This window comes from Saccharospirillum sp. HFRX-2 (assembly GCF_043196805.1).
Taxonomy (GTDB): domain Bacteria; phylum Pseudomonadota; class Gammaproteobacteria; order Pseudomonadales; family Natronospirillaceae; genus Saccharospirillum.
Window position 1 is genome coordinate 1,322,489 of the sequence record NZ_JBEBMU010000001.1, and the last position, 21,808, is coordinate 1,344,296.

Below are 21,808 nucleotides of genomic sequence, written 5' to 3' on the forward strand. Positions count from 1 at the left end.
AAGGGGCCACCTGATCGACCAAGTTTTGTGATTCAGTCGTCTCGGAAAGTGTGATTTATATCGCCTTAAAGTACAAGTCGCGTCAATAAATTGTCGTTTCGGGTAATGGTAACGTCAGTTAGGGGCAGGATGTCAAACTATTGGATGAGTATAAGCTGAGGTGTTAACGGCCCCGGGAAGGATCCCGGGGCGCGTCTTTTATTGCGCCGCAAGCTCCCGCAAAACGTAGTGCAGGATGCCTCCGTGGCGGTAGTAATCCCACTCCACAGCGGTGTCGATGCGCACCTGAACGGTAAAGCGGGTTTGGTTGCCTTCGTCACTGGTGGCGGTGACCTCCAGTGTTTCCGGCTCACCTTCGATCGGTTGGATATCGAAGCTTTCCGCACCGCTCAGACCCAGGCTTTCGTGGTTGTCGCCGGGCTGGAACTGCAATGGCAACACGCCAAAGCCGACCAGGTTAGAGCGATGAATACGCTCGAAACTCTCGGCGATCACCGCTTTCACGCCCAGCAGATTGGTGCCTTTGGCGGCCCAGTCACGTGACGAACCGGTGCCGTACTCCTTGCCGGCCAGCACCACCAGCGGCACGCCATCTTTCTGGTACTGCATGGAGGCGTCGAAGATGCTGGTCTGCTCACCGCTCGGGAAGTGGGTGGTAAAACCGCCTTCGGTGCCCGGCGCCAACTGGTTGCGCAAGCGCACGTTGGCGAAGGTGCCGCGTACCATCACTTCGTGGTTGCCGCGGCGTGAGCCATAGCTGTTGAAGTCTTTGGGCTCGACACCGTTTTCCTGCAGGTATTTACCCGCCGGGCTGTCCGGTTTGATCGCACCAGCCGGGGAGATGTGGTCGGTGGTGATCGAATCGCCCACTTTAACCAGGCAGCGTGCGCCGGTGACCGGGGCCGGAGCTTTGGGCTCCATGGTCATGCCTTCGAAGTAGGTCGGCTGCTTGACGTAAGTGGAGTCCGGCCAGGAATAGATTTCGTCTTCCGGCACCGGCAGGTTGCGCCAGGCTTCGGTGCCGGCGAAAACGTCCTGGTATTTTTCCTGATACAGACCGGACGAGACGGCACTGTTCACGCAGTCGGCAATCTCATGCTGGCTCGGCCAGATGTCTTTTAAGTAAACCGGTTTGCCGTCGCTGCCTGTGCCCAGCGGTTCGGTGTTCAGATCGATGGCCATGGAACCGGCCAGCGCGTAAGCGACCACCAGCGGTGGCGAGGCCAGATAGTTGGTCGGCACGTCCTGGTGAATGCGGCCTTCGAAGTTGCGGTTGCCCGAGAGCACCGACGATACCTTGAGGTTACCCGAGCGAATGGCCTCGGAAATGGCGGCATCCAACGGACCGGAGTTACCGATGCAGGTGGTGCAGCCGAAGCCGACGATGTTAAAGCCCAGCTCCTGCAAGGGCGCCAGCACGCCGGCCTTTTCCAGATAGGCCGGAACCACTTGCGAGCCCGGCGCCAGTGAGGTTTTCACCCAGGGTTGTGACATCAAACCCTTCTCGCGCGCCTTCTTGGCAACCAGACCAGCGGCCATCAGCACCGCCGGGTTGGAGGTGTTGGTGCAACTGGTGATGGCGGCGATGACCACGGCGCCGTGTTTAAGCAGATGGCGGCTGCCATCCATTTCGTATTCCACCGCGCCTTTGTCCTGCAGCTTGGCGCTGTCGACCGCCGTCTGGCCGCCTTCACTGAGGAAGCGGCCATCGGCCTGATCGGAAGCGATGGTGTTTTCGTCGTCTTCCAGCAGCTTGAGGAACTCGGCTTTGGCGTTGCTCAATGGCACGCGGTCTTGCGGACGTTTCGGGCCCGCCAGGCTGGGTTCGACGGTTGAGAGGTCGAGTTCCAGCGTATCGCTGTAGTCGGCCTCGCGGGCGCCGGTTTCGCGCCACATGCCCTGTTGCTGAGCGTAGGCTTTGACCAGATCGCGGTTTTGCTGACTGCGACCCGAGAGTTCCATATAGCGCAGGGTTTCGTCGTCGATCGGGAAGATGCCGCAGGTCGCGCCATATTCCGGCGCCATATTGGCGATGGTGGCACGGTCGGCCAAGGGCAGGTTATCGAGGCCGTCGCCGTAGAATTCGACGAACTTACCGACCACCCCTTTCTTGCGCAGCATCTGGGTGACAGTCAACACCAGATCGGTGGCGGTCGCGCCTTCCGGCAGCTTGCCGTTGAATTTGAAACCGACCACTTCGGGAATCAGCATGGTGATCGGCTGGCCGAGCATGGCGGCTTCGGCTTCGATGCCACCGACACCCCAGCCGAGTACGCCCAGACCGTTAATCATGGTGGTGTGCGAATCGGTGCCGACCAGGGTATCGGGCAGTGCCCAGGTTTCGCCGTCTTTCTCTTCCGTCATCACCACTTCGGCGAGGTATTCCAGGTTCACCTGGTGCACGATGCCGGTGCCTGGCGGTACCACGCGGAAGTTATCCAGCGCCTGTTGGCCCCAGCGCAGGAATTGATAGCGCTCGTTGTTGCGTTCGAATTCTTTGTCGGTGTTTTTCTTCAGCGATTCCATATCGCCGTAGTAGTCGACCATGACCGAGTGGTCGATCACCAGGTCCACCTGGGAGCGCGGGTTAATGCGCGACGGGTCGGAGCCGAGTTTGCTCATGGCATCGCGCATGGCGGCCAGATCGACCACGGCCGGCACGCCGGTGAAATCCTGCAGCACCACACGCGCCGGCGAAAAACCGACCTGATGGCTGGGTTCGGCTTTGGCGTCCCAGTTGCACACCGCTTTAATATCCTCGGCGCTGACGTTCTTGCCGTCCTCTTTGCGCAGCAGGTTTTCCAGCAGGATTTTCAGTGAGAAGGGCAGGCGGTCGAGGTCGGTGTTATCGGCCAGTGCCTGTAGATTGTAGTAGCGGTAGGTTTTGTCACCTACTGCCAGGCTGTCGAGGGCGTTGAAGCTGTTGCTCATCGAAAATCCTCCGTCGTTGGTCCGCATTCCCTACAAGATGGGAGCTGCGCGATCAGTTGTCCACTGCCGGACCGATGAGTCTTCGCTATGAGCGCGGTTTATTTGTTTCCTCTGTTCTTGGCTTCGATCCAGCGGCTCATAAACTCTTCGGCCCGGTGCTCGGTGCGCCGCAGAATACGACCCCAGATCTGACGGTTGCGATGCTGCGCCAGATCCAGCGCCACACTGTGCAGGCGACGAACAAAGCCTGGAACATAATCTTGATGCCAAAAGCCGCTTTTCAACGCTTGCACAGCGGATCGCTGCGTTTGCTGCCAGGCAACTTTGTTCGAATAAAGCTCGACGATGTTGTTCGCCAGCTGTTGCGGAGCGTCGCTGACGCTATAGCCCCAGCTGTCCAAAGGCGCCATGGCTTCAGCGCCGATCGGCGTGGTGACGGTGGGTGTACCGCTCAGCCAGCCATCGAGAATCTTGCCTTTCTGGCCGGCACCAAAGCGCAATGGCGCCAGGTTAAGTCGATATTGTTTCAGCGTTGCCAGCGCATCTTCAGCGCGGCCTTTCAGATAAAAACCGGCCTTGGGTTGATGTTGCTGCTGGATGGCGTGGTCGGCATAGGCGCCGTAAACGTGGCATTCCAGGGTCGGTAACTGCTGACGGACTAATGGCCAGACCGCGGTGCGAAACCAGGCGACGGCGTCGCGATTCGGCGCGTGTTTGAAGCCACCGATGATCATCAGATTTTGGCGTTCATCGAAACCGGGCAGGGCGTCCAGATCGGGCAATTGGTCGACCAGAAAAGGCAGATACAGCAGTTGCTCGGCCGGGAACTGAAACTGCGTTTTTAGCAGTTCGATTTCGAATTGAGAAATCATCAGTGTTAAATCACAGCGCGCCATAGCCGCCAATTCGCGCTCGGCGGTGGCGTTAAAGAGGTTCAGCGGTTGGCCGGAAGTGAGTGCTTGCTGACGCGCTTCGCGCAGGCTGTGGAAGTCGCTGGTGTCGAGCAGTGTCATGGCGCCTGGGCATTGCTGATGCACGCGCCAGCCGAACTGTTCTTCCATCACGAAGCGGTCATAAACCACTAACGCGGGCTTGAGTTCGGCAATCCACTGATCGAAAGCTGAGTCGTTTACAGCGATAGCGTGTTGGCGGTGGCCGGTAGCGGCCTGGAACGGAGAAGCCTCTGCCGCGCTGGCAATCTCGACCTGATAACCGGCGCTTTCCAGTGCGCCAATCAGGTCGAGCGTGCGCCGCCCGGCGGCGGTCGAATTGGGCTCCGGCCAGTGCCGGGCGAGCAACAGTGCCAGGCCGGCCGAAGTGGTCATGTTCAGCCGGCGATCGGGCCGATGCCGACTTTGCGACGCACGTCGGCCATCAACGGCACCGACAAGTCACGCGCTTTTTCGGCGCCGCGTTTCAGGATGGCGTCGAGCTGAGCCGGATCGTCCATCAAGGTCAGATAATGCTCGCGTTTGTCTTTGAGTTCCTCATTGAGGAATTCAAACAACTGCTGCTTCATCTCGCCCCAGGCGATGCCGTTGGCGTATTGCTGACGCATGTCGGCAATCTGCTCGGGGCTGGCGAAGGCCGAATAAATATCGAATAAGGCAGAATCATCCGGATCTTTCGGTTCGCCCGGTTCCAGCAGGTTGGTCTTGATCTTATTGATCAGTTTGCGGAATTTTTTCTCGCCTTCGAACAACGGAATGGTGTTGTTGTAGCTCTTCGACATCTTGCGACCGTCGAGACCAGGCAGAATCATGCCCGACTCTTCAATGACCGCTTCCGGCAATTTAAAAGTATCGCCATAGATGTGGTTAAAACGACCGGCGATGTCGCGCGCCATTTCGATGTGCTGAGTCTGGTCTTTACCGACCGGAATTTTTTCACCATTGAACATCAGGATGTCGGCAGCCATCAGCACCGGATAACTGAACAAACCCATAGTAATGCCACGATCCGGGTCGGCATTGTTGTCATCGATGTTGTCCTGCACCGCCGCTTTATAAGCGTGAGCGCGGTTCATCAGACCCTTGGCGGTGACCGTGGTCAGCACCCAGGTCAGTTCGGTGATTTCCGGAATATCGGTCTGCCGATAGAAGGTCACGCGATCCGGGTCCAGGCCACAAGCCAGCCAGGTTGCTGCAATGGCGCGTACCGATTCCTGTACCCGTTCCGGCTCCTGACATTTGATCAGGGCGTGATAGTCGGCCAGGAAAAAGAAAGATTCGGTGTCCGGGTTTTGGCTGGTGGCGATGGCGGGACGAATCGCGCCGGCGTAGTTACCCAGGTGAGGAATGCCGGTCGTGGTGATGCCGGTCAGGACGCGCGTCATGCTGATGGTTCTCGATTGGCTGTAAACAGGAAGGGCGAACCTTAGCGGAAAGGGCCGCTAAAATCGAGAGCCCCGGCGCAGTGGCCGGGGCTCGAAAGGTGTTGCTTAACGCTGCCGGATCAGGATTTTTCTTCGTCCGGATCGGTCAGCCAGGAAGGCACTTCTTCTTCGTCCACCTTCTCTTTTTCCGGCGGCATCAAATCTTCTTTGGACAGCTTCAGGGTCAGCAGAATGTTAGACGCCACGTAGATGGACGAATAAGTACCGATGACGATGCCGACGATCAAGGCTTCGGCAAAACCACGAATCAATTCACCGCCAAACACACCCAGGGCGATCAATACCAATAAGGTGGTCAGAGAGGTGATGATGGTTCGATCCAGCGTTTGCGTCAGTGACAGGTTGACCAGATACGTCGGATCGTCACGGCGCACGGTACGGAAACTTTCACGCACCCGGTCGAACACCACGATGGTGTCGTTCAGCGAATAACCGATCACCGCCAGAATTGCAGCCAGTACGGTCAGGTCGAACGCAAATTGTGTGACCGAGAAAAACCCCAACACGATGGTGACATCGTGAATCAAGGCGGCAACAGCGCCTACTGCAAACTTGAACTGGAAGCGTAGCGCGATGTAGACCATCACCAGGCCGAGCGCGACGATCATGCCGATGCCGCCTTTCTCGCGCAGTTCCTCGCCCACCTGCGGGCCGACGTATTCGTTACGACGCAGTTCAACGTCATCGCGTTCGGCCGACAACAGACCCAGCACCTCGTTACCCAGGTTGGGGTTGTTGTCTTCCTGCATACGGATCAGCACATCGGTGTTATTGCCGAAATACTGCACCACCACATCGCGGTAACCGGCGTCGGTTAAAACGCTGCGCACCTGCTCGACATCGGCGGGCTGCTCGTAGCCGACTTCAATCTGAGCACCGCCGGTGAAGTCCAGACCGTAGTTCAGACCGCGCACCGCCAGCGACACTACGGAAATGATCAGCAGGGTGATGGAAAAAGCCGTCGCCAGGTGGCGGCGGCCCATAAAGTTAAAGACTTTGGGTTCACTCATGTCGGCGTCCTCAGATCGGCAGCTTTTTCAGGGCCCGACCACCAAAGGTCAGGTTTGCCAGCGCACGCGTCAGCATGATGGCCGTGAACATGGAGGTGATGATGCCCACCGACAGCGTCACCGCGAAACCTTTGACCGGGCCGGTGCCGATGGCAAACAGAATCACCGCCACGATCAAGGTGGTGATGTTGGCATCGAGAATGGTCACAAAGGCGCGGCCGTAACCGGCGTCGATGGCTGCTTGCGGTGGTCGTCCCTGGGCCAGTTCTTCGCGGATACGGCTGAAAATCAGCACGTTGGCGTCCACCGCCATACCGATGGTCAGCACGATGCCGGCAATACCGGGCAAGGTCAGGGTGGCGCCCATCAGCGACATCACCGCCACGATTAACACCAGGTTGGCGCTCAGCGCGACGCTGGCGAAGATACCGAAAACCTTGTACCAGGCGATCATAAACAGCACCACCAGGGCAAAGCCGATCAGCGCTGAGTTGGTGCCTTGGCTAATGTTTTCCGCACCCAGGCTGGGGCCGATGGTGCGTTCTTCGACAAAGCTCATCGGCGCCGCCAAGGCACCTGCGCGCAGCAACAGCGCCAGCTCGGAGGCTTCTTGCGGGCTGTCCAGACCGGTGATCACGAAAGAGTTGGAGAAGGCGCCGCGAATGGTTGCCAGCGAGATAATCTCTTTCTCTTCGACGCTGTCGTAAATCGGTACTGTTTCGCCATTCTGCTGCTCGTAACGCTGCAGCACCGACTTCTGCTCGATAAACAGCACGCCCATCGGCCGGCCGATATTGGAACGCGTTACCTGGCCCATACGCGAACCACCTTCGCCGTCCAGGCTGACCTGAACCTGCGGCAGACCGTTCTGGTCGTAAGAGGTACGCGCATCGGTGACGTTGTCGCCGGTGACGATGACATCGCGTTCCAGAGACGCCGTACCACGGCCGCCCTGGCTGGAGCGCATCGGGAAGACTTCACCACCGCTGGTGGCTTCCAGACGGAATTCCAGGTTGGCAGCTTTGCCGAGAATGTTCTTCGCCTGAGCGGTGTCTTGCACGCCCGGCAGTTCGACGACGATGCGGTTTTCACCCTGGCGCTGCACCAGCGGTTCGGCCACACCCAGTTCGTTCACCCGGTTGTTCAGGGTGGTGCGGTTCTGGCTGACGGCGTAGTCCTGCAATTCATTGATGCGGGCGTCGGTCAGCGTCAGCGACAGGCCCGGCAAGCCGCGTACTTCGATGTTCTCGTGTTGGAAATCGGGCAGGTTGTCGCGCAGCCAGTCTTCGGCCTGGTCGCGGAAATCGGTGTCGGCCAGCAGAATCTGAATGGAATCGTTGTCGAGCACATCGACGCCGCGATAACGGATATTTTCTTCGCGGAAGCTGCGCCGGATATTGGCCGAGTAACTGTTCAACTGAGTATCGATAAAGCGGTCCATATCGACTTCCAGCAGGAAGTGCACACCGCCGGACAGATCGAGACCTAAAGCCATGGGTTGCGCGCCGAGGGCGGTCAACCAGTCGGGCGTGGTCGGTGCCAGGTTCAGGGCAACGATGTAGTCGCCGCCCAGGCCGCGTTGGATAGCGGCTTTGGCGTCCAACTGATCGTTGTTGGAACGCAGTCGAACCAGCGCTGACTGACCGACGATTTCATCATCAAAATGGTCAATGCCAGCTTCGTCGAGCAAGTTGGTAATGCGATTTAGACTGGTCTGGTTCATAACCATGCCGGCGTCGGCGCCACGCACCTGCACAGCCGGGTCGGCGGGAAAGAGGTTCGGCAAGCTGTAGAGGATGCCCAACGCCAGCACAACGATGACGATGGCGTATTTCCACAGCGGATACTTGTTCAGCATGAGGGTTTCCTGAGCGATTGAGCAGGCCAGCGAGCCAGCGGGCTACCGACTTAATTGAAAACGCCGCTTCCGGGGAAGCGGCGTTAGCTGTGGCCGATTAGAGGGCCTTCAGCGTGCCCTTGGGCAGGGTGGCGACGATGGCCTGTTTTTGGAAAGTCAGTTCAACTTTCTCAGCAACTTCAACGCTGACGTAGTCGTCGCTGACTTTGGTGACCTTGCCAGCGATGCCAGCAGCGGTGGTCACTTCATCGCCTTTGCTCAGCGCAGCGATCAGCGCTTTGTGCTCTTTGGCGCGCTTGCTTTGCGGACGCCAAACCATGAACCAGAAGATCAGTACGAACAGGCCGAGCATGATCGGCAATTGCCAGGTCGGTTGTGCCGGAGCGGCAGGAGCAGCCAGGGCCAGTGCCGGGGACAGAGCCAGGGCAGCGGCGGCGAGCAGTTTTTTCATTGTGTAACTCCGAAATGCCAGAGGTTGATTGAATTTGTAATAAGCCAGAGGCAGTTAAATAGGCATAGCAGCCCCATTTGATGGGGCCGTTTGGCCAAGCCTCAAGGCTGGGTGTTCGGTTGTTGGTCGATCACAGCGTCAGCGGGGGTGTTTCCAGGCCGCGAGCCGCGTAGAAGTCGTCCACAAAGGCCGACAATTTACCCGCTTCAATGGCACCGCGCAAACCAGCCATTAAGCGCTGGTAATAACGCAGATTGTGCAGTGTGCCGAGTTGGGCGCCGAGCATTTCGCCGCATTTGTCCAGATGGTGTAAATAGGCGCGGCTGAAGTTCTGGCAGGTGTAGCAATCGCACTGGGCATCGAGCGGCGCGGTGTCGTGGCGGTGGCGCGCATTGCGGATGCGCACCACGCCGTCGGTGGTGAAGAAGTGACCGTTGCGACCGTTACGCGTCGGCATCACACAGTCGAACATATCGACACCACGGCGCACGCCTTCAACCAGATCTTCCGGCGTGCCGACGCCCATCAAGTAACGCGGCTTGTCGGTCGGCATTTTTGGAGTGACGTGGTCGAGCATGCGCATCATGTCTTCTTTCGGTTCGCCAACGCTGAGGCCGCCGATGGCGTAGCCGTCGAAACCGATGTCGGTGAGGCCGTTCAGACTGACGTCGCGCAGGTCTTCATACATGCCGCCCTGAATGATGCCGAACAGGGCTGAGGGGCTGTCGCCGTGGGCGGTCTTGGAACGCTTGGCCCAGCGCAGGCTCAGTTCCATCGACTTTTTAGCGACCTCGTGCGTGGCCGGGTGCGGCGTGCACTCATCGAAAATCATCACGATGTCGGAACCCAAAGCGCGCTGTACTTCCATGGAACGCTCCGGCGTCAGCTCGACTTTGGCGCCGTCGACCGGCGAACGGAAAGTCACGCCCTGCTCGGTGATCTTGCGCATCTTGCCCAGCGAGAACACCTGGAAACCGCCGGAGTCGGTGAGAATCGGTTTGTTCCAGCCAGCGAAATCGTGCAGGTCGCCGTGCTCTTCAATGACCTGAGTGCCCGGACGCAACATTAAATGAAAGGTGTTACCGAGAATGATGTGCGCGCCGATCTCTTCGATCTGCTGCGGCGTCATGCCTTTCACCGTGCCGTAGGTGCCGACCGGCATAAAGGCCGGCGTCTCGACTTTACCGCGCGGGAAATTCAGGGTGCCACGACGGGCAGCGCCGTCGGTGGTTTTGAGTTCAAAGTCCAAAAAGCATTGGCGGCTCATGCTAGTGTCCCGATCCGGAAGTTCGTTGATTTTTGAGGGTGTCAGCGGTGTCTGAACGAGGCGCGCGACGCAGAGCCGTAGTCATTCTACGGCCAAGTCGTGCAACGTGGTGCAGGCGCCGCTGACGCCCTCCCAAAGGGCCGGCTCGCCGGGTCCCCCCGACTGCGTTGCCAGGGCTTGACGTGGAACCACCACGCCGGCGCCCTGGCGCCTTGCGATGCGACCCGGCGGGCTCGGCAAAATTCAACGAACTTCCGGATCGGGACACTTGGTCCTCTGAATGGGGTTTGCGGCTGACAAACATGGCATCGCCATAACTGAAAAAGCGGTAGCGTTCTGCGATGGCGGCTTCATAGGCGGCCATCACCGCATCGCGGCCGGCAAAGGCGCTGATCAGCATGATCAACGTCGACTGCGGCAAATGAAAGTTGGTGACCAGCGCATCCACCACCCGGAAACGATAGCCCGGATAGATAAAAATGTTGGTGTCGCCAGTAAAGGGCTGCAATTCGCCCGAAGCGGCGGCCGATTCCAGCGACCGCACCGAGGTGGTGCCGACGGCAATAACGCGGCCACCGCGAGCGCGGGTTGCGCGCACGGCCTCGACCACGGCATCGGAGACTTCAATCCACTCCGAATGCATATGGTGGTCTTCGACCTTATCGGCTTTCACCGGCTGAAAGGTGCCGGCGCCGACGTGCAGCGTGACGAAAGCCGTGTTCACGCCCTTGTCGGCCAGCTTCTTTAATAGCGCTTCATCGAAATGCAGGCCGGCGGTCGGTGCCGCTACCGCGCCACGGCGTTCGGCGTAGACGGTCTGGTAGCGGTCACGGTCGCTGGCCTCATCGGCGCGGTCGATATAGGGCGGCAGCGGCATATGGCCGTGTTGCTCCAGCAACTCGACCAGCGGGGTGTCGTTCAGGCAACGCAGCTTAAACAGATTGTCGTCACGGCCGGTGACTTCCAGTTCGATGCCGCCTTCCAGTTGCAGGTGAGCACCTTCTTTAGGCGAGCGCGACGAACGCACATGCGCCAGCGCGGTTTGCTCGCCGGTCATGCGCTCGATCAGCACTTCGATCTTGCCACCACTGGCTTTCTGGCCGAACAGCCGCGCCGGTATCACCCGAGTATTGTTGAACACCAGCAGATCGCCGGGTTCGAGCTGGTCGAGCAAGTCCGGGAACTGGCGATGAGTGATGGCGCCGGTCGGGCCATCGAGGCACAGCAGGCGGCTGCCGGTGCGCTCAGCTGTGGGTTGGCGAGCGATCAGCTCGTCGGGCAAATTGAAGTCAAAATCGCGAACGTCCATGCGGGTCGTCGGGCCTGGAAAAAGGGCCGCGTATTTTAGGGGCTGAGCGGAGATAAAAAAAGCCGGCAGGAGCCGGCCAAAGGTTCCGAGGTTCTCCGATCGGACCGATCGGTTGCCGAGTGCTTTAACGACGAGCGCAGACTAACCCCGTTTGATGACCGCCCAATGACAGCGCCAGGAAATGAAATCTGGTAAACTCCGGCGCGCTTATTTTCACTGCTGTTACCACCTATTTAGGCCCTGTCGATGACTCAACTGACCCTGCGTACCCCGGACGATTGGCACCTGCACTTTCGCGACGATGCCATGCTGGCCGAAACTGTGCCCGCCACCGCACGCTGTTTTGCCCGCGCCATCGTCATGCCCAACCTGACCCCGCCGGTGACCACCGCCGACCTGGCCAACGCCTATCGCGAGCGCATTCTGGCGGCACGTCCGGCCGGTAGCAGTTTCGAACCCTTGATGACTATTTACCTGACCGACCGCACCACAGCCGCCGACATTCAGGCCGCCAAAGCCGCCGGAGTGGTCGCCGCCAAACTCTATCCGGCCGGTGCCACCACCAACTCCACGGCGGGTATCAGCGCCTTAGATAGCCTCGACCCCGTATTCGACGCCCTGGCCGAAGCGGGCTTGTTATTGCTGATCCACGGTGAAGTCACCGACGGCGATGTCGACATCTTCGACCGCGAACAGGTGTTTATCGACCGTCATCTGGCCGGCATTGTCGAGCGTCATCCGGGCTTAAAAGTCGTCTTCGAACACATCACCACCAAAGACGCCGCCGATTTCGTCATGGCCGCGCCCGACCGCGTCGCCGCCACGCTCACGCCGCAACACCTGATGCTCAACCGCAACGACTTGCTGGTCGGTGGCATCCGCCCGCACAACTACTGCTTGCCAGTGCTCAAGCGTCGCACTCATCAGGAAGCGCTGCGCGCCGCCGTCGCCAGCGGCTCCCCGAAATTCTTCCTGGGCACCGATTCCGCCCCACACGAACGCCACAAGAAAGAAAGCGCCTGTGGCTGCGCCGGCTGCTACTCCGCCTGGTCGGCGCTGGAGCTCTATGCGCAGGTGTTCGAAGAACTGGGCGTACTCGACAAACTCGAAGCCTTCGCCAGCGAACACGGCCCCAACTTCTACGGCCTGCCGCTGAACCAAGGCACAGTGACGCTGGTGCGCGAACCCTGGCAGCTGCCAGAACAGATCGAACTGGCCGACGGCGAGACCATCGTCCCCTTCCAAGCCGGCCGAACCATCAACTGGCGCATGAAAAGCGCAACTTGAAGTAGACAAGCCATTGACGGGCAAGGTTTTTTCGCTAGAATGCCCGTCACTTGCGAAAGCAATGCCAGAGTGGCGAAATTGGTAGACGCAGGGGATTCAAAATCCCCCGGTGGCAACACTGTGCCGGTTCGAGTCCGGCCTCTGGTACCAAATTAGATAGCCCCGATCACGTTGAGTGGTTGGGGCTTTTTTGTGCTCGGCGTCGCTACCGGACTCTCACCGTTCGGCCGATGTGTCGGACCATCGAGTCCGGCCTCTGGTACCATATTTAAGGAGCCCTGATCATTTACGGTGGTCGGGGCTTTTTTGTGCCCGGCGTCGCTAGCCGGTCTCTCACCGTTCGGCCGATGTGTCGGACCATCGAGTCCGGCCTCTGGTACCATATTTGAGAAGCCCTGATCACTTACAGTGGTCAGGGCTTTTTCGTTGCTGAGCGTCGCTAGCCGAACACGAACCGGCACGTGCCGGCCGAAGCGTCGGACCGTCGAGTCCGGCCTCGTTCGAGCACTGGCTAATCGGCCACGCCTGTGAAATTGCACAGCAGGGTCTGGACGTTCAGCGCTTGCGTGCAGATGCTCATCAATATGCCTCGTCGCTTGCGCCCAAAGCGAAACAGATGATCACAAACTGGCTGACGTTGCTGAATTAATCCGCCAGGCAAACCAGCCAACGTCCTGCTGATTGGCGCCTTTAACCGCATGGCGGTCATCATCGTGGTGGACTTTGAAATTTGCAGCACAGATATTAACTAAACTCGTACCCGAGCCTCACTTGCTGGGCAAATTTTTGTGAAAAGGACATAAACCATGACAAAGACGATTCTTGGTCTGAGCGGCAGCTTACGACGCGCCTCTTTCAATGCCGGTTTGTTGAGGGCGGCTGCAGAGCTCGCGCCTGCCGGTACAAAGATCAACGTCGGCTCAATTCGCGAGGTGCCGCTTTACGATGGCGATCTGGAAAAAGCTGAGGGTTTACCGCCCGCTGTCCAGACTCTCCAGCAGCAACTGCAGGCAGCGGATGGAGTTTTGCTTGTGACGCCGGAATACAACAACGGCATTCCGGGTGTTTTCAAGAACGCCATTGACTGGATGTCACGTGGGCCGGGTCTGCAGATGTGGGCCGGCAAGCCGGTCGCCATTATCGGCGCCTCGCCCGGTGGTTTCGGCACGATCATGGCGCAGAACCATTGGTTGCCGGTGTTGCGAACGCTTAAAGCATCCGTCTGGACTGAGGGGCGGCTTCTGGTGTCACAGGCGGGTAAAATGTTCGATGAACAGGGCGACCTGATCGATACCGCAAACCGTGACAAATTGGCCGACTTCATCAGCGGTTTTGCCAAAGTGATTTAACGACAACTGCTAATACCCACCGATTAGATTGGTCGGGACTCCTGTTGTATCGAATGTTTCATTTACATCACACCCTATGGTGATAAACGTATCTTGGTGGCCTGTGTTCCAAAGTTGGGCTTAGGTCAACCTCAAGGGTGTGCCAATCTATCCTCCGTCAATTTAACGACAGCCAGCCAGGAATCATCAGAATTTCCTGGCTGACTTTCTGCATCAATCGGCCACTCTTTTGCGTCAATTTTCCAATGGGTTCATTGGCTAATAATGTAATGATGCCTGATAAACCATCGGGACATGGGTCAGAGTTATTTTATTGTTTGGAATGACTATGAAAAAGGTGGCGCTATTCCTGGGACTTATTACGCCAATACTGGCGATGGCTGACTGGCCAATCGGCTATGGGGTGGGCTTGGAAACACAAGCTGGCGGATATCACTGGGCGACCGACAGGCGAGCAGGAGAACCCGATCAAGAGATTAATCTAGGCTCCGGAATGTACTTCTATGGTGTCGCTGTTGCGGAATTTCCGTGGCTAAGTCAGCTTGAGCTGCGCAGCCGATTGGGTGTGAAAACCAATTCAGGCGAAGATGATGATGTCGCCTATTCTAAACGCTCATTTCCAGTTGAGTTGGGCGTTCGTTACACCAATGATTGCACGATACTGACTGCACTAACCTGCGGTTTTTTTGTCGAAGCTGGTGCCGTTCATCAGTTTAATGCCCGTTACACGGCCCGCGGTAATCGATTTCAGCGTGACGAATTTTCAACGGAAGCATCCTATTCCGTTCGGGCAGGCTGGTACTTTTTCTACGTCAGCTATTGGCATCAGGAGTACCAGTTGGCAGGGGAAACCTATGATGCTTCTTCAGTGAATTTTGGTTTGGAAATAGCGCTGACTAAAGTCGGAAATTGGGCGTTCGGTCTTAAGAAATAAGCCCGTGCTTGATTCAACAGTGGATGGATCGGTTCTGGCTATGTTGGATTAAAAAATCCCAAACCGCTTCCCCTTACTGATCGCATCCCGCTTGCTGCTTACCTGCAGCACGTCGTAGATGTTTCGGATGTGTGTACGTACCGTCATTGGGCTGATGTTGAGTTCCTGAGCGATGTCTTTGTATTGGTAGCCCAACGCCAGGTAGCGAAGAATGTCACTTTGCCGTTCGGTGAGCGGAGACTTTTGTTTGGCGGTGGGTTGGAGGATTAATGACATTTTTTGCGCCAGGCCGGCACTCAGCGGTGAGCCTCCCAGCTGCAACGACTTGATTTCATGAACCAGCAATTCGTCTTGTTGACCCTTTACCAGATAACCCTTGGCACCCGACTGGAAAGCGCGAATCAATGAGTGTTCGTCATCCAGTAAACTGAGGATGCAGATACGGGTTTCGGGTGAGATCGATACAAAATCAGCCAAGGCGTCTAAAGAGTTTTCCTGATGCAGACCGAGGTCGAGCAACAGAATATCCGGCTGCAATTTCGCGAGTTTTGTTTTGATGTCAGTGATGGTGTCTACGATGCCGACAAGCTCGAACTCAGCTTCTAACTCAACCAGCTGGCTTAACTTATCCTGATATAGCTGTTCATCTTCGGCCAATAGTATTGAAATCATGATGAGGCCTCCTTTATCGGCATTCTCAACACAAAGCGGCAACCAGAGTTCTGGCCTGCCATCACCCGGACTCGGGCTTTTAGGTTGTTGCATCTGTGCTGGATGTTTATCAAACCGGAACCCACTGCTTGGTTGATTCTGCGGCTGTTCCAACGAAACTTCGCACCGTTGGACTGTATGCGCATTAGGATGAAATCCGCACGTTGTATTAATTCAATTCGAAATTGGTTGGCGCTGCCGTGTCGCAGGCAGTTGCTCATCCACTCTTGAAAGATTCGATACAGCTGTAATTGTGTGGGCGTAGAGAGCTGCAGTTGCGTCGAATAGACAAGCTCGGCCTTTTTATCGGCGTGTTGTTGCAAAATATTTAAGTACTGACGAATGCCATTGTGCAGACTGAACGACGAACCTTTGTGGGATTGACCCAGCAGCGATGCGAGATCGCGGGCATTGTTGAGTGCGCGTTGCAAGAGCCCGGTGGAAACCGTCTCGGTTTTATCTGGTAACGCCAGTATTGCCGTGTGAATGTCGGTGGCGATGTTGTCGTGCACCTCACGCATAAGCTGACCCATTTCCTCTTGATGCTGTTGCTGATCGCGGCGGCGAGCGCGTGATTGTTCGCGGTACAAATCCGCCAAACCCAGCGAGAACAGCAGCAGTTCGATCAGCACTACGATACGCAATAACAATAGTCGGTACGGGAATTCCGGCAACACACCGAATACCACCAGCGCTGGAACAGGAAAAACGATGGCCGACAAGCCAACGGCCACAGCCAGCCAGCGGGCTGGTCGAAAACCGTGGAACAATCCAATGCCGACTGCTACCACGCAGCTAACGACGGCCAGCAGAATGCTGACCTGATTGATCAATGAATAAGGAATGTCGCTTTCCGACGTCGGCGGTAAAAAAGGATTAATACCGATTAACAAAACCGCCACGGCGATCTGCACCTTCATGACGACGTCAAAACGCGGGGTCAGTTGTTTGATTGGCAGGAAGCTGCGAAAGAATAGCAGGGCAGTTAATACCGGTAAGTTATAGAACAGTGCGGCGGTGCCGTTGGTGGATGGCACACCGAGATGACGTAACAAGCCGGAATCAAAAACCACACCTGTAGAAACGGCCAAGGTGTATAGGCTGTAATAGGCATAAGGGCTTTTAAATAAGATAAGCGCTAACATCAGGTTGTAACCAACCATGATCAAAGCGCCACCCAGAAAAATTCCCATGCCCAGATATTCCAGCAGACTTCGTTTATAGAATTGTTGTTGGCTGAGAACATCAATCTGAAAATTCATCCGGGTACCGGCTCTGACTTTAAAAAACACCTCGGCAACGGCTGCGTCATTAAAATCCATGGTGAAAACGTAGTTGTAGTGCGCAATGGGTTGTTCATTGATGCTGAGGCGATATCCCGCCTGTTGGATTGGCTGCCCTTGCTGATACATATCGACGCTTTTCAACATCGAAGATTCAATGATGAACGCCAGTCCCGATTCGTCGGCCGACCAGATTGTTCGATCAATCTGTAAACGAAACCAATAGGGTGCCAATGTCCTGGGTAGGTTGATGCCGGTGGCTGGGGCGGGTTGGAACTGATCCAGCTGTTGCTGAACCTCAGTAATGGTCAGACTGGTGGAGGCGTCAGGCAGATAGCTCAGACGGATGCCTTTTTGCTGGGCGTCATCGCTTGAACAGCCGACTAACCCAATGAAAACACCGATACTGAGTGCTAGAAAATAGCCCAATCGAAGGTTTGTCATATCCTTGTATCCCGCTGTCAATAGATCAGGCACTTTGTCCATACCGCAACCTGCAGTATTCAATAAACGACTCTAGTTGTGGTACTAAACTGACAATGAAATGAATAGTTACTGGAAAAAATAATATTAAATACTAAGCGGTAAATTATATTCAAACCAATTTTTTATATACCACATCCTGCGGTATTCCACTTCCTTGCTCCCTGTTCAATACTCCATGCCTTCCATAGGGTTCTGTCTGGCTATACAGGAGCAAAAGATGCGGTCACTTATCAGTAAAATCACCTTGTTTCTGGTTGCTATGACTTAAAGCCTGACGTCGTATTCGGCGAATCAAACAGTGCCGTTGTAGGGTGGCGTGAGGACGTTGACTACACCTACTATCTTAGGTCAAAAATCTACGAATTCAGTGAAGGGTGGGGCGGTGTCGTTCTCTTGGCCGACGAAACAGTGGGTGACTACAGTGATGAAATTCGGGTGGTTTCAGACACTCAAGATAATGTGATTGCGTTGTGGTCACGATTGCACTTTCTCGTTGGCTCTGTACTTCAGCGTTTTTTATCCGCCATGCGGCTTCTCTGGGCATTATGAAAATGGATTATTGGCAAGGTGTAGAATAATTCGCGCAAATGTCTGAAATATAAATCAATGTTAAGTTTGCGATGAACGTTGGACCGGACCGTGTGGCTGGCCGGCTGGCGCTATCTGCTGATGGACTATTACTGAGTAGCGGCGCTTTAGGTGGCGTTGGCGCGACAGGGGCAGGGCAGATCCGGGGGCTGGATGGCACCTGGAGCCCTGCTGTGTTATGGAGCGTTTTGGCTATCAATCTTGGTTCAGGTTTACTAGCTTTCGCTTTCCATTCCCGCCATATCCATCCAAACCATTTCCCAGACATGACCATCCGGATCAGCCAGGTTGCGGTTGTACATAAAGCCCAGGTCTTGTTTGGGGTTGATGTCGGCGGTGCCGCCGTTGTTGGTGGCGGCTTCGTTCAGGGCATCCACCTGGTCGCGGCTTTCGCAGGCGAGGGCGAGCATGACTTCGCTGCTGGAGCTGGGTGGAATGGGCCGGTCGGTAAAGGTTTTCCATTTGGCGTGGGTCAGTAACATCACCATGATGGATTCACTCCATACCATGCAGGCGGCGGTTTCATCGGTGAATTGCGGGTTGTTGGTGAAGCCCAGGGCGGTGTAGAAATCCATGGCGGTGTTCAGGTTGGAGACGGGCAGGTTGACGAAGATCATCGGGGTCATCGTTACTATCCTTCTGTTGTGGATTGGCTGACTCTAGCTGGTCGAAATCCGGGCTCTATTTTCGACAAGGCAGTATTAAGCACTACGACCATCAAAGTGATGGCTGGCCAGTTGTCTTGGTTCGACGCCGTCCAGGCAATTAACATTGATGGCCGCCATTTCGCTGCCGTCGGGCATGCGACCGTAAGCAAAGCTCTCTACGCCGCAGACCGAACAGAACAGGTGCTGGATTTCGTGCTTGTTGAACAGGTACTCGGTCAGTGATTGTTCGCCGGATTGCAGCTCGAAGCTGGCTTTGGGCGCGAAGGCCAGCACCAGTCCAAGCCGTTGGCAACGTGAACAGTTGCAGGTGATGGTATTGTCCAGGTCGACATCGACGTCATACTGAACAGCGCCGCACTGGCAACTGCCATGATAGTGAGAGGTGGCCATTGGCTTCTCCTTTTGGCGTGCAGAAAGGTTTGCTGTTGGTTTGGTCGAATCAGCCGCTTCATATTCGACAAGGCCAGCAAGGAAATCCATAAAATAGCTAAGATTTAACCCGAGGCAGGCTGATGACGCCGGAACAGAGCACAGAATTTGAGGCCAAGGGCTGCCTTTATCTGGGTGAGGCCCTGTCTAAACAGGTAGTACAACCGATTAAGACCCGGATATTGGACGACCTTAAACGACTCAATATCTGGTCGTCGGGCCGTACTTTGTCGCAGCGCCTCAAAGGCGTGCCCATCTTTCAGCAGACCGACAAGCTGGGGCAGTGGATTGCCTGCCCCGAGCTGCACCAGACCTTGATGACCGCGTCTTTAAGTTCGGCCATGGAACAACTGGCACAACGGCCTCTGTTGCCAGCGCAAAGTGCTCCGCTGTTAATTTCGTTACCGCAGAAAGACGCTTGGACGCTGACTGGCCTGAACTGGCACCGCGATATCGCCCAGTCGCAGACGCGATCGATACCCGGCATCCAGGCTTTTGTATTGCTGGATGATGTGCCGGTTCACGGTGGCGCGACGCTGGCGTTGGCGGGTTCGCACCGGTTAAGCAATCCGACGACAGCCAGGCAGCGGCTTGAAGAACTGAGCAAGGGCGGTGTTATTTCTGTTGAGGGCTGCGAGTTGTCCCTCGTTGAAATGAGCGGTCGTGCTGGCGATGTTTATCTGATGGATATGCGGGTGTTGCATACACCGTCGATCAACGCATCGAAAAAACCCAGGTTAATGGCGACGATGCGACGGCTGGTCGATGCACACTGATTATTTTCAGCAGGGAGTCAGGTTGGTATGACGCAGATAAACCGCAGCGCCGATTGCGGCAATTCACCCAAAAATACCACCACGGAATGCATTGGCGTGGCGCTGGAAACGCTGGCTATGAAACAGTTGCAAGGCTTGCTGGCTGAGACTGTTATGTGGCGATTGCCAGAGGTAACACTTACCGGGATCGATGCTATTGCCGTTTATTTATCCGAACAGTCCGCGCCGATAAAACTGGATATCGACCGGGTAGCCTCACACGGCAAGGCGGGCGCGGTGAATGGTATTGCAACGCATGGCAAGACGCCGCGACGCTTTTGCCATCTGATCGAATTTACGTCGGTAAAGTGTGAGCGAGTCAGTCGTATTGAATCCTATCTGGGCTGACGTGGATTCACACTCAACTGAGCGCTGTCACAAAATAAGGTTTGCCTTGCTCAAAAGCCTGACGCATATCGTCGGGTAATAATTCCAGTTGCTGAGCGCGTTGTTCCATAAACCAGTCTGGCACGCTTTGCTGGCTGGCAACGATGGCGTGGTGGTCAAAGGCGATACTGGCTGGGCCATCCGTTGTATTGAAGGCTTCTTTAAATGCTTGCTGGAAGGTACGACCGGCTTCTATCAGGGTTTCTTTGGTCAAGTCGAGTCCTTGTTGAGTCCAGCCTTCAGCTGAACTGCCCATGATCATCCAGCCCAGCATCAGTTCGAGCTCAGGTCCGTATATCAATTCCCCGGAGTGAAGCTTTTCATCCAGTTCCTGCATGGCTTCAAGGTCCAGCGGCTCCGGCTCTTTGCCCGGCTCCTGAACCATTGAATTAACCAGCGCTTCCAGCCGGCTCAGATGTTGTGCTTTGTCGGACAGGGTGACGGCGGAATCGGTGTTGTTGGCAATACCAGGCGTCGGTGATTCCTGCTTGGCATACAGAGTGTTTTTCTGCGGATTGTTTTGCACCGAAGTGATCAGATTGGCTATCGACAGGCCGTTCACGGAGCCTCCTTACGGGCAAAACGATGCTGGTTTGCCGGTTGCTGTCCCTGCGTTGATGAACGCATATTTCGGGCCAGAATTAAGGCCGCGCGGTCTGCGGGTTTTTACGGCGTGCCGCGAGTAGACCGGCAAGGTTTTACCGGTCTGGCGGAGGGCGTTGCCGACGGCCTGAATATTATCCAGGTGTCGGTTTTGTCGATCGTTTTATGGTGGCGACTACCACCTGATCGTTAATGGCACTGACTGCCGGCACGGATTGATACATCCGATATTTCAGTCGTTGATATTCAACCGAATTGCGGGTGTTTATTTTCATCACATAGTCGTTATCACCAAAGACAAAATAACAGTCAGCGATTGCCTGTTCCTGCCGCACGAACGTCTCCAGCGAGCTGGGATCATAGCCGCGTTCGCGGCTCAGTGAGACGTACCAAAAAGCTTCAAGAATCATGGTCTTGCCTCTTGGTATCAGCGATGCAAATGGCCGTCGCGCTCGGGTTGATAGTGAATCTGGTGCAAGGTGATGGTGTGTGCTTCATCGCCATCCGGCGCTGTGCTTAACGTCTCGCCCAGCCGTGCGCCGAGCAGCGCTGTTCCAATGGGTGAAAACACCGACAGCGTCGACTGAATGTCATTTGCTTCGCGGGGATAAACCAGCGTCAGATTGAAATGTTTCCCCGATGGCGACAGGGAGAATTCAACGATGGAATTCATGCTGACCCGATCGGCTGGCATCTCGCAGGGTTTGACATAGGTGGCATTGGCCAGCTTGTACTGCAGTCCGGACAAATTCTGGATAAGGTTTTTCGGTGTTGAGTCGAGCAGTGTCTCCAGGCGTTCGCAATCCAGAGACGAAAGAATCAGTTCTGTGTTCATAACCACACCTTGCGATCTTGTTGTCACAATAAAATGGCGTCATCCCGTTCGAGCAAAGACGGGCACTGTGAGTTTTTCAGCAATGAACTGGCCGGACAGCGAGAAACCGCCCGGCTTAGATGGGGAAGGTGAGCGAGGTTTTGTGGTGTGGCTGGGCCAGGGGGTTAATCATGGCAATCAATAAACAGGTCGCGTGGGATGCTTAAACCCTA

19 protein-coding genes, 1 tRNA gene and 1 pseudogene are annotated in these 21,808 nt (G+C 56.1%); 6 read left to right on the forward strand and 15 right to left on the reverse strand.

Annotated elements, in window-relative coordinates; genetic code table 11:
- Nucleotides 1-198: 198 nt before the first annotated feature.
- From acnA to queA, 8 genes and pseudogenes are all read right to left on the reverse strand, one after another.
- Nucleotides 199-2,931 (reverse strand): aconitate hydratase AcnA, encoded by a 2,733-nt coding sequence (gene acnA, locus ABMA60_RS06175; protein WP_392800215.1) that lies wholly within the window; start codon nucleotides 2,929-2,931, stop codon nucleotides 199-201.
- A gap of 98 nt (nucleotides 2,932-3,029) precedes the next feature.
- Entirely contained in the window at nucleotides 3,030-4,256 is a 1,227-nt protein-coding gene (locus ABMA60_RS06180; protein ID WP_392800218.1) for a glycosyltransferase, read from the reverse strand.
- A gap of 2 nt (nucleotides 4,257-4,258) precedes the next feature.
- Nucleotides 4,259-5,272, reverse strand: coding sequence for a tryptophan--tRNA ligase (locus ABMA60_RS06185; protein WP_392800427.1), 1,014 nt, complete (start codon nucleotides 5,270-5,272; stop codon nucleotides 4,259-4,261).
- A 113-nt stretch (nucleotides 5,273-5,385) separates the two neighbouring features.
- Nucleotides 5,386-6,336, reverse strand: a complete 951-nt coding sequence (gene secF, locus ABMA60_RS06190; protein ID WP_392800221.1) for a protein translocase subunit SecF — start codon at nucleotides 6,334-6,336, stop codon at nucleotides 5,386-5,388.
- A gap of 10 nt (nucleotides 6,337-6,346) precedes the next feature.
- Complete coding sequence (gene secD / locus ABMA60_RS06195) at nucleotides 6,347-8,194, reverse strand: protein translocase subunit SecD (protein WP_392800224.1); 1,848 nt, start codon at nucleotides 8,192-8,194, stop codon at nucleotides 6,347-6,349.
- Between the two features lie 97 nt (nucleotides 8,195-8,291).
- Nucleotides 8,292-8,645, reverse strand: coding sequence for a preprotein translocase subunit YajC (yajC, locus tag ABMA60_RS06200; protein ID WP_392800226.1), 354 nt, complete (start codon nucleotides 8,643-8,645; stop codon nucleotides 8,292-8,294).
- 130 nt (nucleotides 8,646-8,775) lie between these two features.
- Complete coding sequence (tgt, locus tag ABMA60_RS06205) at nucleotides 8,776-9,912, reverse strand: tRNA guanosine(34) transglycosylase Tgt (protein WP_392800228.1); 1,137 nt, start codon at nucleotides 9,910-9,912, stop codon at nucleotides 8,776-8,778.
- Nucleotides 9,913-10,201: 289 nt separating this feature from the next.
- Nucleotides 10,202-11,221: pseudogene (gene queA, locus ABMA60_RS06210) on the reverse strand (tRNA preQ1(34) S-adenosylmethionine ribosyltransferase-isomerase QueA); the annotation flags it as partial.
- A 246-nt stretch (nucleotides 11,222-11,467) separates the two neighbouring features.
- Here queA and pyrC point away from each other — a divergent pair.
- From pyrC to ABMA60_RS06230, 4 genes are all read left to right on the forward strand, one after another.
- Nucleotides 11,468-12,508, forward strand: coding sequence for a dihydroorotase (gene pyrC / locus ABMA60_RS06215; protein ID WP_392800231.1), 1,041 nt, complete (start codon nucleotides 11,468-11,470; stop codon nucleotides 12,506-12,508).
- A gap of 63 nt (nucleotides 12,509-12,571) precedes the next feature.
- Nucleotides 12,572-12,658 (forward strand) — tRNA-Leu (locus tag ABMA60_RS06220).
- Between the two features lie 656 nt (nucleotides 12,659-13,314).
- Complete coding sequence (locus tag ABMA60_RS06225) at nucleotides 13,315-13,857, forward strand: NADPH-dependent FMN reductase (RefSeq protein ID WP_392800234.1); 543 nt, start codon at nucleotides 13,315-13,317, stop codon at nucleotides 13,855-13,857.
- 328 nt (nucleotides 13,858-14,185) lie between these two features.
- Nucleotides 14,186-14,791, forward strand: a complete 606-nt coding sequence (locus ABMA60_RS06230) for a hypothetical protein (RefSeq protein WP_392800236.1) — start codon at nucleotides 14,186-14,188, stop codon at nucleotides 14,789-14,791.
- Between the two features lie 48 nt (nucleotides 14,792-14,839).
- Here the strand turns inward: ABMA60_RS06230 and ABMA60_RS06235 are convergent, their stop codons facing one another.
- The 4 genes from ABMA60_RS06235 to ABMA60_RS06250 all read right to left on the reverse strand — a co-directional run bounded on the left by ABMA60_RS06235 (nucleotide 14,840) and on the right by ABMA60_RS06250 (nucleotide 18,917).
- Nucleotides 14,840-15,463 (reverse strand): LuxR C-terminal-related transcriptional regulator, encoded by a 624-nt coding sequence (locus tag ABMA60_RS06235; protein ID WP_392800238.1) that lies wholly within the window; start codon nucleotides 15,461-15,463, stop codon nucleotides 14,840-14,842.
- Complete coding sequence (locus ABMA60_RS06240) at nucleotides 15,460-17,271, reverse strand: 7TM diverse intracellular signaling domain-containing protein (protein WP_392800241.1); 1,812 nt, start codon at nucleotides 17,269-17,271, stop codon at nucleotides 15,460-15,462. Before ABMA60_RS06240 ends, ABMA60_RS06235 begins: the two co-directional genes overlap by 4 nt.
- An 803-nt stretch (nucleotides 17,272-18,074) precedes the next feature.
- A complete protein-coding gene (locus ABMA60_RS06245) occupies nucleotides 18,075-18,485 on the reverse strand; it encodes a VOC family protein (RefSeq protein ID WP_392800243.1) in 411 nt (136 codons plus the stop codon).
- Nucleotides 18,486-18,560: 75 nt separating this feature from the next.
- Nucleotides 18,561-18,917: a GFA family protein gene (locus tag ABMA60_RS06250; RefSeq protein WP_392800246.1), complete on the reverse strand. Its 357-nt coding sequence runs from the start codon at nucleotides 18,915-18,917 to the stop codon at nucleotides 18,561-18,563.
- Nucleotides 18,918-19,039: 122 nt separating this feature from the next.
- Here ABMA60_RS06250 and ABMA60_RS06255 point away from each other — a divergent pair, with 122 nt between their 5' ends.
- Both ABMA60_RS06255 and ABMA60_RS06260 read left to right on the forward strand, forming a co-directional pair.
- The gene (locus tag ABMA60_RS06255; protein ID WP_392800249.1) at nucleotides 19,040-19,732 is read left to right on the forward strand and encodes a phytanoyl-CoA dioxygenase family protein; all 693 of its coding nucleotides are present in this window, start codon (nucleotides 19,040-19,042) and stop codon (nucleotides 19,730-19,732) included.
- A 27-nt stretch (nucleotides 19,733-19,759) separates the two neighbouring features.
- A complete protein-coding gene (locus ABMA60_RS06260; RefSeq protein WP_392800251.1) occupies nucleotides 19,760-20,119 on the forward strand; it encodes a nuclear transport factor 2 family protein in 360 nt (119 codons plus the stop codon).
- 13 nt (nucleotides 20,120-20,132) lie between these two features.
- On the opposite strand, the gene ABMA60_RS06265 is transcribed toward ABMA60_RS06260, so the two are convergent.
- From ABMA60_RS06265 to rnk, 3 genes are all read right to left on the reverse strand, one after another.
- On the reverse strand, nucleotides 20,133-20,720 hold the full coding sequence (locus ABMA60_RS06265) for a hypothetical protein (protein ID WP_392800254.1): 588 nt from the start codon (nucleotides 20,718-20,720) through the stop codon (nucleotides 20,133-20,135).
- A 175-nt stretch (nucleotides 20,721-20,895) separates the two neighbouring features.
- Nucleotides 20,896-21,171: an Lrp/AsnC ligand binding domain-containing protein gene (locus tag ABMA60_RS06270; protein WP_392800256.1), complete on the reverse strand. Its 276-nt coding sequence runs from the start codon at nucleotides 21,169-21,171 to the stop codon at nucleotides 20,896-20,898.
- A 17-nt stretch (nucleotides 21,172-21,188) separates the two neighbouring features.
- A complete protein-coding gene (gene rnk, locus ABMA60_RS06275; RefSeq protein WP_392800259.1) occupies nucleotides 21,189-21,596 on the reverse strand; it encodes a nucleoside diphosphate kinase regulator in 408 nt (135 codons plus the stop codon).
- Between the last annotated feature and the right edge of the window lie 212 nt (nucleotides 21,597-21,808).

What these genes read in the sequence shown, in the direction of transcription:
- pyrC (WP_392800231.1), top strand. Translation starts at nt 11,468, where the DNA reads ATGACTCAACTGACCCTGCGTACCCCGGACGATTGGCACCTGCACTTT.
- acnA (WP_392800215.1), bottom strand. Translation starts at nt 2,931, where the DNA reads ATGAGCAACAGCTTCAACGCCCTCGACAGCCTGGCAGTAGGTGACAAA.
- ABMA60_RS06270 (WP_392800256.1), bottom strand. Translation starts at nt 21,171, where the DNA reads ATGATTCTTGAAGCTTTTTGGTACGTCTCACTGAGCCGCGAACGCGGC.
- ABMA60_RS06225 (WP_392800234.1), top strand. Translation starts at nt 13,315, where the DNA reads ATGACAAAGACGATTCTTGGTCTGAGCGGCAGCTTACGACGCGCCTCT.
- rnk (WP_392800259.1), bottom strand. Translation starts at nt 21,596, where the DNA reads ATGAACACAGAACTGATTCTTTCGTCTCTGGATTGCGAACGCCTGGAG.
- ABMA60_RS06250 (WP_392800246.1), bottom strand. Translation starts at nt 18,917, where the DNA reads ATGGCCACCTCTCACTATCATGGCAGTTGCCAGTGCGGCGCTGTTCAG.
- ABMA60_RS06260 (WP_392800251.1), top strand. Translation starts at nt 19,760, where the DNA reads ATGACGCAGATAAACCGCAGCGCCGATTGCGGCAATTCACCCAAAAAT.
- ABMA60_RS06255 (WP_392800249.1), top strand. Translation starts at nt 19,040, where the DNA reads ATGACGCCGGAACAGAGCACAGAATTTGAGGCCAAGGGCTGCCTTTAT.
- tgt (WP_392800228.1), bottom strand. Translation starts at nt 9,912, where the DNA reads ATGAGCCGCCAATGCTTTTTGGACTTTGAACTCAAAACCACCGACGGC.
- ABMA60_RS06230 (WP_392800236.1), top strand. Translation starts at nt 14,186, where the DNA reads ATGAAAAAGGTGGCGCTATTCCTGGGACTTATTACGCCAATACTGGCG.
- secD (WP_392800224.1), bottom strand. Translation starts at nt 8,194, where the DNA reads ATGCTGAACAAGTATCCGCTGTGGAAATACGCCATCGTCATCGTTGTG.
- secF (WP_392800221.1), bottom strand. Translation starts at nt 6,336, where the DNA reads ATGAGTGAACCCAAAGTCTTTAACTTTATGGGCCGCCGCCACCTGGCG.
- yajC (WP_392800226.1), bottom strand. Translation starts at nt 8,645, where the DNA reads ATGAAAAAACTGCTCGCCGCCGCTGCCCTGGCTCTGTCCCCGGCACTG.
- ABMA60_RS06235 (WP_392800238.1), bottom strand. Translation starts at nt 15,463, where the DNA reads ATGATTTCAATACTATTGGCCGAAGATGAACAGCTATATCAGGATAAG.
- ABMA60_RS06180 (WP_392800218.1), bottom strand. Translation starts at nt 4,256, where the DNA reads ATGACCACTTCGGCCGGCCTGGCACTGTTGCTCGCCCGGCACTGGCCG.
- ABMA60_RS06240 (WP_392800241.1), bottom strand. Translation starts at nt 17,271, where the DNA reads ATGGACAAAGTGCCTGATCTATTGACAGCGGGATACAAGGATATGACA.
- ABMA60_RS06245 (WP_392800243.1), bottom strand. Translation starts at nt 18,485, where the DNA reads ATGACCCCGATGATCTTCGTCAACCTGCCCGTCTCCAACCTGAACACC.